Source organism: Pseudomonas sp. NPDC089743 (assembly GCF_044748785.1).
Lineage (GTDB): Bacteria > Pseudomonadota > Gammaproteobacteria > Pseudomonadales > Pseudomonadaceae > Aquipseudomonas > Aquipseudomonas putida_X.
The window spans coordinates 38,196-51,135 of sequence record NZ_JBIVGS010000012.1 but is presented as its reverse complement, the minus strand read 5'-3'; the positions used below and the strand labels follow the sequence as shown (position 1 = coordinate 51,135).

Annotated in this window: 13 protein-coding genes; 7 read left to right on the top strand and 6 right to left on the bottom strand. The window is 63.2% G+C overall.

Annotated features, from left to right (window positions below; genetic code table 11):
• Positions 1–12: 12 nt before the first annotated feature.
• Positions 13–852, top strand: a complete 840-nt coding sequence (locus ACIPZC_RS19420) for an HlyC/CorC family transporter (RefSeq protein WP_241803934.1) — start codon at positions 13–15, stop codon at positions 850–852.
• Between the two features lie 8 nt (positions 853–860).
• Positions 861–2,378, top strand: coding sequence for an apolipoprotein N-acyltransferase (lnt, locus tag ACIPZC_RS19415; RefSeq protein ID WP_400628865.1), 1,518 nt, complete (start codon positions 861–863; stop codon positions 2,376–2,378).
• Between the two features lie 47 nt (positions 2,379–2,425).
• On the opposite strand, the gene ACIPZC_RS19410 is transcribed toward lnt, so the two are convergent.
• Positions 2,426–3,187: a YdcF family protein gene (locus ACIPZC_RS19410; protein ID WP_400628863.1), complete on the bottom strand. Its 762-nt coding sequence runs from the start codon at positions 3,185–3,187 to the stop codon at positions 2,426–2,428.
• Between the two features lie 134 nt (positions 3,188–3,321).
• Positions 3,322–3,636, bottom strand: coding sequence for a hypothetical protein (locus ACIPZC_RS19405; protein ID WP_241803937.1), 315 nt, complete (start codon positions 3,634–3,636; stop codon positions 3,322–3,324).
• Positions 3,637–3,862: 226 nt separating this feature from the next.
• Between ACIPZC_RS19405 and leuS the strand changes: the two genes are divergently transcribed.
• From leuS to ACIPZC_RS19380, 5 genes are all read left to right on the top strand, one after another.
• Positions 3,863–6,469 (top strand): leucine--tRNA ligase, encoded by a 2,607-nt coding sequence (leuS, locus tag ACIPZC_RS19400; protein WP_400628861.1) that lies wholly within the window; start codon positions 3,863–3,865, stop codon positions 6,467–6,469.
• A gap of 61 nt (positions 6,470–6,530) precedes the next feature.
• A complete protein-coding gene (gene lptE, locus ACIPZC_RS19395) occupies positions 6,531–7,136 on the top strand; it encodes an LPS assembly lipoprotein LptE (RefSeq protein WP_241803939.1) in 606 nt (201 codons plus the stop codon).
• Positions 7,137–7,173: 37 nt separating this feature from the next.
• The gene (holA, locus tag ACIPZC_RS19390; protein ID WP_400628859.1) at positions 7,174–8,211 is read left to right on the top strand and encodes a DNA polymerase III subunit delta; all 1,038 of its coding nucleotides are present in this window, start codon (positions 7,174–7,176) and stop codon (positions 8,209–8,211) included.
• A gap of 119 nt (positions 8,212–8,330) precedes the next feature.
• Positions 8,331–8,495, top strand: coding sequence for an alternative ribosome rescue factor ArfA (gene arfA, locus ACIPZC_RS19385; protein ID WP_241803941.1), 165 nt, complete (start codon positions 8,331–8,333; stop codon positions 8,493–8,495).
• 60 nt (positions 8,496–8,555) lie between these two features.
• Complete coding sequence (locus tag ACIPZC_RS19380) at positions 8,556–9,872, top strand: lytic murein transglycosylase (protein WP_241803942.1); 1,317 nt, start codon at positions 8,556–8,558, stop codon at positions 9,870–9,872.
• A gap of 32 nt (positions 9,873–9,904) precedes the next feature.
• Here the strand turns inward: ACIPZC_RS19380 and ACIPZC_RS19375 are convergent, their stop codons facing one another.
• The 4 genes from ACIPZC_RS19375 to ACIPZC_RS19360 form a co-directional block, all read right to left on the bottom strand.
• Positions 9,905–10,843, bottom strand: a complete 939-nt coding sequence (locus tag ACIPZC_RS19375) for an LD-carboxypeptidase (RefSeq protein ID WP_400628856.1) — start codon at positions 10,841–10,843, stop codon at positions 9,905–9,907.
• Positions 10,844–10,929: 86 nt separating this feature from the next.
• On the bottom strand, positions 10,930–11,946 hold the full coding sequence (gene lipA, locus ACIPZC_RS19370) for a lipoyl synthase (RefSeq protein WP_027592615.1): 1,017 nt from the start codon (positions 11,944–11,946) through the stop codon (positions 10,930–10,932).
• Between the two features lie 2 nt (positions 11,947–11,948).
• A complete protein-coding gene (gene lipB / locus ACIPZC_RS19365; protein WP_241803944.1) occupies positions 11,949–12,596 on the bottom strand; it encodes a lipoyl(octanoyl) transferase LipB in 648 nt (215 codons plus the stop codon).
• Positions 12,596–12,871 (bottom strand): DUF493 domain-containing protein, encoded by a 276-nt coding sequence (locus ACIPZC_RS19360; protein WP_012312556.1) that lies wholly within the window; start codon positions 12,869–12,871, stop codon positions 12,596–12,598. The genes lipB and ACIPZC_RS19360 overlap by 1 nt, the downstream gene beginning before the upstream one ends.
• Positions 12,872–12,940 lie beyond the last annotated feature (69 nt).

Here is a 12,940-nt window from a genome sequence, read left to right as displayed (position 1 = left end):
ACGAGAACCGCCATGAGCGAAGATCGATCGAGCAACGGGCAGAAGTCCTGGCTGGGTAAACTGACCCAGGCTTTTGCCCATGAGCCGAAAAACCGCCAGGAGCTCCTTGAGCTGCTGCGCGAAGCCCATCAGAACAAGCTGCTCGACAGCGAAGCGCTGACCATCGTCGAAGGCGCCATTCAGGTCGCCGACCTGCAGGTACGCGACATCATGGTGCCGCGTTCGCAGATGATCAGCATCAAGGCTACCCAGTCGCCTCGCGAATTCCTGCCCGCCGTCATCGACGCCGCGCACTCGCGTTACCCGGTGATCGGCGAAAGCCATGACGATGTGCTCGGGATCCTGCTGGCCAAGGACCTGCTGCCGCTGATCCTCAAGGAGAACGGCGACAGCTTCAACATCAAGGACCTGCTGCGCCCGGCCACGTTCGTGCCCGAGTCCAAGCGCCTGAACGTGCTGCTGCGCGAGTTCCGCGCCAACCATAACCACATGGCCGTCGTCATCGACGAATACGGCGGCGTGGCGGGCCTGGTCACCATCGAGGACGTGCTCGAACAGATCGTCGGCGACATCGAAGACGAGCATGACGTCGAAGAAGACAGCTACATCAAGCCCCTGCCCAGCGGCGACTTCCTGGTCAAGGCGCTGACCCCGATCGAGAACTTCAACGAGTTCTTCGACAGCGAGTTCTCCGATGATGAGTTCGACACGGTTGGCGGCCTGGTGATGAGCGCTTTCGGCCACCTGCCCAAGCGCAACGAGACCACCGAGATCGGTACCTACAAGTTCCGTATTCTCAATGCCGACAGCCGGCGGATACACTTGCTGCGCCTGACCCCGATCACCCGCTAAGGACAAACATGCGTTGGATCACCCGCCCCGGCTGGCCCGGTAACCTGCTGGCCTTGGCGGCCGGCGCCTCTACCCTTCTGGCCCTGGCGCCATTCGACATCTGGCCGCTGGCGCTGCTGTCCATCGCGGTGCTCTACCTCGGCCTGCGCGAGCTGACCCCGCGCCAGGCCATGTGGCGCGGCTGGTGGTTCGGCTTCGGCCTGTACGGCGCCGGCACCTGGTGGATCTACGTCAGCATGAACACCTACGGCGGCGCCTCGCCGCTGCTGGCGATCGTGCTGCTGCTGGCGTTCTTCGCCGCCCTCGCCTGGTTCTTTGCCTTGCCCACCTGGCTGTGGGCCCGCTGGCTGCGCCGCAATGAAGCCCCCTTGGCCGATGCGCTGTGCTTTGCCGCCCTATGGCTGCTGCAAGAGGCCTTCCGTGGCTGGTTCCTGACCGGCTTCCCTTGGCTGTATGCCGGTTACAGCCAACTGGACGGGCCGTTGGCCGGCTTGGCGCCGCTGGGCGGCGTGTGGCTGATTTCGTTCGCCCTGGCCCTGAGCGCGGCGCTGCTGTGCAACCTGCCACGTCTGCGGGCGCGCCCTTCGTTCCTCGCTGTCGGCGTCGTGTTGCTACTGGCGCCTTGGGTCGTCGGCATGGCCCTCAAAGGCCACGCGTGGACCAAGCCTGCGGGTGAGCCACTCAAGGTCGCGGCCTTGCAGGGCAACGTCGAACAAGAGCTGAAATGGGACCCGGCCCACATCGACGCCCAGCTGGCGCTGTACCGCGACATGAGCTTCAGTTCCAAGCCGGTGGATCTGCTGGTTTGGCCAGAGACAGCGGTGCCGATCCTCAAGGACCAGGCCCAAGGCTACATCGACGTGATGGGGCGTTTTGCAGCCGACCGGCATTCGGCGCTCATCACCGGCGTGCCTGTGCGCGAGGTGGTGCATCAGCAGCGCCGCTACTACAACGGCGTGACCGTGACGGGCGAAGGCGACGGCACCTACCTCAAGCAGAAGCTGGTGCCTTTCGGCGAGTACGTGCCACTGCAGGACATGCTGCGCGGGCTGATCGAGTTCTTCAACCTGCCCATGTCGGACTTCGCCCGCGGCCCAGAAGACCAGCCACTGCTCCAGGCCAAGGGTTACCAGATTGCCCCGTACATCTGCTACGAGGTGGTCTACCCCGAATTCGCGGCGGGCTTGGCCGCGCGCAGTGACCTGTTGCTGACCATCAGTAACGACACCTGGTTCGGCACCTCGATCGGCCCGCTGCAGCACCTGCAGATGGCGCAGATGCGCGCGCTGGAAGCAGGCCGCTGGATGATCCGCGCCACCAACAACGGCGTCACCGCCCTGATCGACCCGTTTGGCAGAATCACGGCCCAGGTTCCGCAGTTCCAACGGGCTGTGCTGTATGGCGAAGTGGTGCCGATGCAGCAACTGACGCCGTATCTGCAGTGGCGTTCGTGGCCGCTGGCGATTGTCTGCGCCTTGCTGCTGGGTTGGGCACTGCTGGCCGGGCGCATAGCCAAAACCGTCTGATCAGCTGATACAAGGCCGCTCCCGGAAATGGCCGGGAGCGCCTTGATTCAATAGAACAACCGGTACCCCGCCAAGCCTGCCACTTCATTGAGCAACTGCCCGCTCTGCCACATTGCCCGGCTTTCCGGCAGCAACCCGGCGAACGGCCGCGCATGGTCCCGCCCCAGGAACCCCACCGGTGCCGGCACCACCTCGAACCCCGCCTGCTCGAAGCTCCAGCGCGAACGCTGCATGTGCCACGCCTGGGTCACCAGCACCACACGCTCAATACCCAGAGGCTTGAGTAATTGCGCGCTGAATTGGGCATTTTCCCAGGTGGTCCGGCTGGCCTCTTCCTTCCATTTGACCTCGACAGCAAAATCTTCACGCAGCCGGTCTGCCATCAACCGCGCCTCACTCGGCGGCGTACCGTAGTGCAAACCGCCGCTGGTCAGCACCGGCAGTCCCGACACCTTGGCCAGCCGCGCGGCAAAACGCATGCGCTCGAGCGCCGTTGCCGAGGGCTGGTCCTCACCGCCCCACGCCGGATCGCCACGTTCACGCCCCGCGCCCAGCACGACGATGGCATCGGCCCGCTGCGCCAGGCGGGCCCAATCGCCGGGTGCCAGCGCAGGCTCGGTTTCCAGCAGGCGCGCCCCCTGCTGCACCACCAGTGGCAGGCTCATCAGCCACAACCCACCCAGCCCCAGCACGAAGCACAGCGCGGCCAACCGCGGGCGCCTGGCGCGCAGCCACCAGGCGGCGAGCAACAGCAGGAACAGGACGCCCGGCGGCATCAACCATTGTTTGATGAAAAATCGAATCGGCATTGGCTACACCTCCTTGGCAGGCGTGCAGCCTATGAGGATCGGCGCCGGTCAACAAGTGCGCTGCCGGCGTCGATCAGGTGAAGTGTTTATTGAATTACCGGGGCGCGATGGCCTGCGCCGGGCGTCCTGAACGGCTAGCGATGTGGCAGCGTCCGGGGTGTCGCCGTCTTGGCGGGGCGTTTCTTGTCCTTGAGCCAGATGATCTTCGCCGATGTCGGCTCCGCCTGCGGGTAACTACCGGCGCAGGCATTACGGCGTCCCGGGACTGAGTCCAGGTAAGCCTTGATCACTTCGAACTCTGCATGGCTCAGGCCACGCAACTCCAGTTCGGCTGGCATCTCGTCGCGCAATCGTACCGATGTTCTGGCCACTTCCAGGGCCAGGCCAAGACGGTCGATCAGGCGTTCGTAAAGCTCCGGTTTGGTTGCGGGTAGCTGCGTTTCTCCCATCCGTTCACCTCATTGAAGGTAAGAATATCTCCCCCCACACCTGAGCTTAGCGCTGCTTCCAAAAGCAGCCGGATGCAGCGACCAGCGGCCATTCTCAATCAGGGTTTCCCACGATGCGCGGCGCTACTGTATGCTACGGCGTTCACTCTCACGACACCGGAGTGCCGGACGCAGCGAGGTTCCGCTGCCTGGAACAAGGTCTCTTCTCTCTCAGCCAAAAGTAGCCATGCACGAACAATACACGCCCCGTGATATCGAAGCCGCCGCCCAGCATTTCTGGGACGAGCAACAGTCGTTCGCTGTTACCGAACAGCCAGGCAAAGACACCTACTATTGCCTATCGATGTTCCCGTACCCGAGCGGCAAGCTACACATGGGCCACGTGCGCAACTACACCATCGGCGACGTGATTGCCCGCTACCAGCGCATGCTGGGCAAGAACGTCCTGCAGCCGATGGGCTGGGACGCTTTCGGCATGCCCGCGGAAAACGCGGCGATGAAAAACAATGTCGCCCCGGCCAAGTGGACATACGAAAACATCGACTACATGAAGACCCAGCTCAAAAGCCTGGGCCTTGCCATCGACTGGGCACGTGAAGTCACCACCTGCAAGCCGGACTACTACCGCTGGGAACAGTGGCTGTTCACCCGCCTGTTCGAAAAAGGCATCATCTACCGCAAGAACGGTACCGTGAACTGGGACCCGGCCGACCAGACCGTGCTCGCTAACGAGCAGGTCATCGACGGCCGCGGCTGGCGTTCGGGCGCGCTGATCGAAAAGCGCGAAATCCCCATGTACTACTTCCGCATCACCGACTACGCCGACGAGTTGCTCGAAAGCCTCGACGAACTGCCGGGCTGGCCTGAACAGGTCAAGACCATGCAGCGCAACTGGATCGGCAAGTCGCGCGGCATGGAGGTACAGTTCCCCTACGATCAGGCCAGCATCGGCCACGAAGGTGCGCTGAAGGTCTTCACCACCCGTCCGGACACCCTGATGGGCGCCACTTACGTCGCCGTTGCCGCCGAGCACCCGCTGGCTACCCAGGCCGCCCAAGGCAACCCGGCGCTGCAGGCATTCATCGACGAGTGCAAGAGCGGCAGCGTTGCCGAGGCCGACATGGCCACCCAGGAGAAGAAGGGCATGCCCACTTCCCTGCTGGTCGAGCACCCCCTGACCGGTGAAAAACTGCCGGTTTGGGTCGCCAACTACGTACTGATGCATTACGGCGACGGCGCCGTGATGGCCGTGCCGGCCCACGACGAGCGCGACTTCGAGTTCGCCCACAAGTACAACCTGCCGGTCAAGGCGGTGGTGCGCACCAGCGCCGGCGATGAAGTCGGCAGCGAATGGCAGGCTGCCTACGGCGAGCACGGGCAACTGATCAACTCCGGCGAGTTCGACGGCCTGGACTTCGCCGGTGCCTTCGACGCCATCGAGGCGGCCCTGATCCGCAAGGAACTGGGCAAATCCCGCACCCAGTTCCGCCTGCGCGACTGGGGCATCAGCCGCCAGCGTTACTGGGGCTGCCCGATCCCGATCATCCACTGCCCGTCCTGCGGCGATGTGCCGGTGCCGGAAGACCAGTTGCCGGTCACCCTGCCCGAGAACGTGGTACCGGACGGCGCTGGCTCGCCGCTGGCGCGCATGCCTGAGTTCTACGAGTGCAGCTGCCCGAAATGCGGTACCGCGGCAAAGCGTGAAACCGACACCATGGACACTTTCGTCGAGTCGTCCTGGTACTTCGCCCGCTACGCCTCGCCGAACTACGACAAGGGCATGGTCGATCCGAAAGCCGCCAACCACTGGTTGCCGGTCGACCAGTACATTGGTGGTATCGAACACGCCATCCTGCACCTGCTTTATGCGCGCTTCTTCCACAAGCTGATGCGTGACGAAGGCCTGGTCACCTCCAATGAACCGTTCAAGAACCTGCTGACCCAGGGCATGGTGGTCGCCGAGACCTACTACCGCGTGGCCAGCAACGGTGGCAAAGACTGGTTCAACCCGGCCGACGTCGAAATCGAGCGCGATGCCAAGGCCAAGATCATTGGCGCACGCCTGAAGACCGACGGCCTGCCGGTAGAAATCGGCGGCACCGAGAAGATGTCGAAGTCGAAGAACAACGGCGTCGACCCGCAATCGATGATCGACGCCTACGGCGCCGACACCTGCCGCCTGTTCATGATGTTCGCCTCGCCGCCTGACATGAGCCTGGAATGGTCGGACTCCGGCGTCGAAGGTGCAAGCCGCTTCCTGCGCCGTGTCTGGCGCCTGGCCCAGGGCCACGTCAACCAGGGCCTGCCGGGTAAACTGGACCTCGCCGCGCTGAACGACGAGCAGAAGGTCATCCGCCGTGCCATCCACGCCGCGATCAAGCAGGCCAGCACCGATGTGGGCCAGTACCACAAGTTCAACACCGCCATCGCCCAGGTGATGACCGTGATGAACGTTCTGGAGAAGGCCCCCCAGGGCACCGAGCAAGACCGTGCGCTGCTGCAGGAAGGCCTGGAGGCCGTCACCTTGCTGCTGGCCCCGATCACTCCGCACATTTCCCACGCGCTGTGGAACGCGCTGGGCCATGAGCAAGCCGTGATCGATGCTGGCTGGCCGGTTGTCGATGAAAGCGCTCTGGTACAGGACACCGTAACCCTGGTGGTCCAGGTCAACGGCAAACTGCGTGGCCAGGTAGAAATGCCTGCGGCCGCCAGCCGCGAAGAAATCGAAACCGCCGCCCGCAACAACGAAAATGTCCTGCGCTTCATCGATGGCCTGACCATCCGCAAGGTCATCGTAGTGCCAGGCAAGCTGGTCAACATCGTCGCCAACTGATGGCAACGCCCACCTGCAGCCAGTGCGGGTGGGCGGTATCAGCCCACAAGGGAGCAACAACATGATCAAACGCAATCTGCTGGTATTGGGCCTGGCCATCATGCTCAGCGCCTGCGGTTTCCAGCTGCGCGGCACCGGCACCTCCGAGCTCAGCGTCAAGGAAATGGACGTCAGCGCACGTGATGCCTACGGCCCGACCGTGACTCAACTGCGCGACGTTCTGGAGCGCAGCGGCGTCAACCTGCACACCGGCGCGCCGTATCGCCTGGTACTGACCAACGAACAGCAGAGCCAGCGCGCAGCGTCCTACGCCAGCAGCAATCAATCTGCCGAGTACGAACTGACCACCGTGCTCAGCTACAGCATCCTGGGCCTGAACAACCTGGAACTGATGAGCGACAAGCTGGAAGTGCGCAAAATCTATGTGCGCGACGGCGGCAACATCACCGGCTCCGACCAGGAAGCCACCATTGCCCGCGAAGAAATGCGCCGCGAGCTGGTCAACGCCATGGTCGTGCGCCTGCAAATGCTGACACCGGCTCAGCTGGACCAGTTGCAGCGCGATGCCGACGAACGCGCCAAGGCCGAAGCTGCTGCGCTGGAGGCCGCGCGCAGCCAGCAGGCAGAAACGCCGCAGCAATCGCCTCTGGAAATTCCGGGCAACTAAGCCCGTGCGGGGCACCCCGGTGCCCCGCCTGTTTCCGATGAAACTCGCCCCCGCCCAACTCAACAAGCACCTGCAAGGCGCACTGGCCCCGGTCTATGTCGTCAGTGGCGATGATCCGCTGCTGTGTCAGGAAGCTGCCGACGCCATACGCAATGCCGCGCGTCAGCAGGGTTTTGACGAGCGCCAGGTGTTCAGCGCCGACGCCAGTTTCGACTGGGGCACCTTGCTTCAGGCCGGTGCCAGCCTGTCCCTGTTCGCCCAACGCCGGCTGCTGGAGCTGCGCCTGCCCTCGGGCAAGCCTGGTGACAAAGGCGCTGCGGCGTTGATGGAATACTGCGCCAACCCTGCCGAGGACACGCTGCTGCTGGTCAGCCTGCCCAAACTCGATGGCAGTGCGCAGAAGACCAAGTGGGGCAAGGCCCTGATCGAGGGCAACCATTGCCAGTTCATCCAGATCTGGCCGGTGGATGCCCAGCAGTTGCCGCAATGGATCAACCAGCGTTTGGCACAGGCCGGTCTTTCGGCCCAGCGTGATGCGGTCGACCTTATCGCGGCACGTGTCGAGGGCAACCTGCTGGCTGCCGCTCAAGAAATCGAAAAGCTCAAATTGCTCGCCGACGGCAACCAGGTCACCGTCGAGACGGTGCAGGCAGCCGTTGCCGACAGCGCGCGTTTCGACGTGTTCGGCCTGGTCGATGCCATTCTCAATGGCGACGCTGTGCATGCCCTGCGGATGCTCGAAGGCCTGCGCGGTGAAGGGGTAGAGCCACCCGTGATTCTCTGGGCGCTGGCGCGCGAACTGCGTCTGCTGGTAGGGCTTTCGCAGCAGTTCAGCCAAGGCGTGCCCTTGGACAAGGCCTTCAGCCAAGCCCGCCCACCTGTGTGGGACAAACGCCGGCCGCTGGTCAGCAAAGCCCTGCAGCGCCTGTCGGCGCAGCGCTGGGCGCAGCTGCTGCAAGATGCCCAGCGCATCGATGCGCAGATCAAGGGCCAAGCCGAGGGTTCACCCTGGACCGGGCTGTCACGCTTGTCATTGCTCATGGCCGGGCAGCGATTGGCTCTACCGCCTGAGTGACGCCAGGGTTGGGGCTGCTTTGCAGGCCCGAATCTCAAACCATTGACACAATCAATTGGCCCCGGCTGCTGCACAGGCCTAGAGTCCGCCCGAAACCCAACCGGCCCGGGAACCCCGCCATGAGCAAAAAGCCGAAGAAACAAGGCCACAACAAGGCCAAATCCATCGTTGCCCAACCCTTGTTCCGCTGCCGCCAGGAACGACCAGACAAGGGCAAAGGCAGCTACCGCCGCGAAGCCTTCCAGTCGAAAGATTGGGAGGCTTCTTACTTTTTGGCCGCATGAAAGCATCGAAAGCGCAGGCATGATATGGTCGACACCTGACCTGAAATTCTGGATCTGTGCATGCCCTTCAGTCTTACCCCCCGCCGGAAATCCCGCCAACTGCTCGCGGCCTCCAGCTTGATCCTGCTCGTCGCCTGCGCGGAAAAACCCACCGCCGCCGACGCCCTGCCGCTGGCCCCCGCCCAGCCTGCGCCGGTAGTGACTTTGCCCAGCGCCACGCCCGACGTCAGCACCGAAATTCAGCCGCTGCAAACATTTGCCCAGTGGCAGGCCGGCTTCCGCCAGCAAGCCCTGCAGGCGGGCATCTCGGCAAGCACCTTCGATCGTGCGTTTCTTGGCGTGACGCCTGACATGGATGTGATCAAGGCAGACCGCAGCCAGCCCGAATTCACCCGCCCAGTGTGGGAATACCTGGAAGGTGCGCTGTCGCCACTGCGAGTACGCAATGGCAAGAAACTGCTTGAGCAGAATGCCGAACTACTGGCCAGCCTCGAACAGCGCTATGGCGTAGACCGTCAGGTCCTGGTCTCGGTCTGGGGCATGGAGAGCAACTTTGGCCAGTTCCAGGGCAGCAAGTCGGTCATCCGCTCGCTGGCTACCCTGGCGTATGAAGGCCGCCGCCCGCAATTTGCCCAGGATCAGCTGATTGCCGCGCTGCAAATCATCCAGCACGGCGACATCCAGCCGGAGGCCATGCGTGGCTCCTGGGCCGGCGCCATGGGCCAGACCCAGTTCATCCCCACCACCTACAACACCCATGCAGTGGACTTCGACGGTGACGGCCGCCGCGATATCTGGAACAGCACCCCGGATGCCTTGGCATCGACTGCCCATTACCTGCAGAGCTCCGGCTGGAAGCGCGGTCAGCCATGGGGCTTCGAGGTTCAGGTACCGGCAGGCTTCGACTTCTGGTTAGCCGATGGCGCGTTGCGCAAACCCGTCAGTGAGTGGTTGCAATTGGGTGTGAAACTGCCGGCGGGCACAAAACTGCCGATGGGCAGCAACGACCTTTCCGCGGCCCTGCTGCTGCCGGCCGGCGCCCGTGGCCCGGCCTTCCTGGTGCTGGATAACTTCCGCGCCATTCTCAAGTACAACAACTCATCGTCCTATGCGTTGGCCGTGAGCTTGCTGGGCGATCGCTTCTCGGGCTGGGGCTTCATCGCTGGCAGCTGGCCGAAGGATGATCTGCCGCTGAGCCGTAGCGAGCGCATGGAATTGCAGAACCTGCTGAACGCCAACGGGCATGATGCGGGCAACCCCGATGGCATCATCGGCGCCAATACCCGCAAGGCCATTCGCAATGCGCAGCAGGGTTTTGGCTGGCCAGCGGATGGGTACCCGACGCATAAGTTGCTCGATAGCCTGCGTCAACGCTGATAAACCAGGGGGCGCTTTGCGCCCCTGCAACCTCACGCTTTGAACAGGTCCTGCGCCAATACCAGGCGCTGCGCCTCGCTGTCCAGCACCACCTCTGCCCCCAGCGGTAAGCACACATTCGGATCACAATGCCCGCTGCGCCACCCTGCCAGCACCGGCACGCCCAATGGCCGGAAAATATCTTGCAACAGGGGCGTCAGCGCCGCCACGGTGATCCCGGCGAAATCCCCTACCAGCACCCCTTTGACCCCATCCAGCTTGCCTGCCAGGCGCAATTGGGTCAGCAGCCGGTCCACCCGGTAAAGTGGCTCGTTGACATCCTCGATGAACAGGATGCAGCCGTTCGTATCGATCTGCGCCAGCGTTCCCAGGGTCGCGCCCAGAATCGACAGGTTGCCGCCCAGCAGACGCCCACGGGCAACGCCAGGTACCACGCAACTCAAGGCAAATTCGGCCGGGTGCACGATGGCGTCGCCCTCCCCTAACGCGCCACTCAGTTGCGCGATCAGCGACGACTCGGTCGGCGCCAGCTTCGCGCCGAGCAGGTCAGCGTTGAGCATCGCCCCATGAAAGCTGATCAAGCCGCTATGGCGGTAGATAGCTGTGTGCAGCGCGGTGATATCGCTGTAGCCGATCAGCGGCTTGGGGTTGCGCCGGATCAGATCGAAGTCGAGCTGATCGAGCAGGCGCATGCTGCCGTAGCCACCGCGCATGCACAGGACCGCGTCGATGTTGGGGTCAGCGAAGGCATCGTGCAGATCCTGTAACCGCTGCTGATCGGAGCCCGCCAGATAGCCCTCGGCCTGCGAAACTCCAGGGTAGATACGGCAGCGATAGCCGCGCTCGGCAAACCACTGGCCAGCCTTTTGCGCATCCAGCCTTGCCGGCCCGGCCGGAGCGACAATGGCAAAGCAGGCGTTGCCCGGCAGTGCGGCGGGCAGGCGGTGTTCAGACGTTTCGGCGCAATTCATCGCAACTCCTTGCAGCGCTGGGCACAAAAACAAAAATGCCGATGCCGCCTTTCAGCGTGCATCGGCATGTACGGCTCAAACCAGGATCAGAGCTTGATCTTGGCTTCGTGAGCCTGCTGGTCGGCATGGTAGGACGAACGCACCAACGGGCCCGATGCAACGTTCTTGAAGCCCATCTTGTAGCCTTCCTCGGCAAACCAGGCAAAGGTGTCTGGGTGCACGAAACGCTGCACTGGCAGGTGGCTGCGCGACGGCTGCAGGTACTGGCCGAGGGTGAGCATGTCGATGTCATGCTCACGCATGCGGTGCATCACTTCGATCACTTCTTCGTCCGTCTCGCCCAGGCCGAGCATCAGCCCCGACTTGGTCGGTACGTGCGGCACCATCTGCTTGAACTTCTGCAGCAGGTCCAGCGACCAGTCGTAGTCCGAACCAGGGCGTGCGGCCTTGTACAGGCGCGGAACGGTTTCAAGGTTGTGGTTGAACACATCAGGCGGCTCTTGCGCGGTGATCTCCAGCGCCACATCCATCCGGCCACGGTAATCCGGCACCAGGGTTTCCAGCTGTACGCCCGGCGACAGCGCGCGGATCTCGCGGATGCAGTCGGCGAAATGCTGAGCACCACCGTCACGCAGGTCATCGCGGTCCACCGAGGTGATCACAACGTACTTCAGGCGCAGGTCGGCGATGGCAACAGCCAGGTTTTTCGGCTCGTCGAGGTCCAGCGGTTTCGGCCGGCCATGGCCAACATCGCAGAACGGGCAGCGCCGGGTGCAGATGTCGCCCATGATCATGAAGGTGGCAGTACCACCGGAGAAGCACTCACCCAGGTTCGGGCAGGAGGCCTCTTCGCAGACGCTGTGCAGCTTGTGCTTGCGCAGCAGTTGCTTGATGCGGTCTACCTCAGGGGAAACCGGGATGCGCACGCGGATCCAATCGGGTTTCTTCGGCAGCTCATCGGTAGGGATGATCTTCACCGGGATGCGCGCCACCTTGTCGGCACCACGCAGCTTGACCCCAGCTTCCACCTTCTTCGGCGCGGGGCGCGGGGTGGCATCCTGGGTGGGTATCAGGTTCGGCACGGCTTCTTGCACAGTTGTCATATTCAGTCGATTCCGCCCGTCAGGGTCGTCTGCTCAGCATAGTCGAGGTGCTTGACCAGCTGTCCGCGCAGCCTTGTCCTGACCTCGTCGAGTTCGATCGGGCCTGCCAGGTCACGCAGCTGGGTCATGGCCAGCCCCGCATACCCGCAGGGGTTGATTCGGCGGAATGGCGCAAGGTCCATGTCCACGTTCAGAGCAAGGCCGTGAAAAGAACGGCCATTGCGGATTCGCAGGCCGAGGGAGGCGATTTTCGCTCCGTCGACATAGACACCCGGCGCATCGGGCTTTGCCGCCGCGTTGACACCGTAACTGGCAAGCAGCTCGATCAGCGTCTGCTCTATACGGCTGACCAGTTCGCGTACACCAAAGCCCAGGCGGCGCACATCAAGCAGCAGGTAGGCAACCAATTGCCCGGGGCCATGGTAGGTCACCTGGCCCCCTCGATCGGTCTGCACCACCGGAATATCGCCCGGTACCAGCAGGTGCTCGGCCTTGCCGGCCTGGCCCTGGGTGAAAACAGCGGGGTGCTCTACCAGCCAGACTTCGTCCTGGCTGTCTGGGCTACGCTGCTCGGTGAAGCGACGCATGGCTTGCAGCACCGGTTCATAGGGCTGCAGGCCAAGCTCGCGAAAACCGAGGCGAAGGGACATCAGAGCACCATTTTCACGATGCCGGTCGCACGCAGGGCGCTGTTTATATCGTGCAGCTGATTTTCGCTCTCGGCAACGATATGCAACTGCACCGTGGTGTACTTGCCTTCCTTGCTCTGGCGCTCGGCCAGCGTGGCAAGGTCGACTTTGGCATGCTTGCTCAGTACCTCGATCACCATGTCCTTGAAGCCGACAACGGTGTCGCCGATGACCTTGATCGGGTAATCGGCGCAGGGGAATTCGATCTTGTGCGACTTGACGTCAGGTTCGCTCATGGCGGAAACGGCCTCGTAAGCCGTGGCAACAACAACGCCCCCGCTGGATTGCAGGGGCGTGCAGGTCAC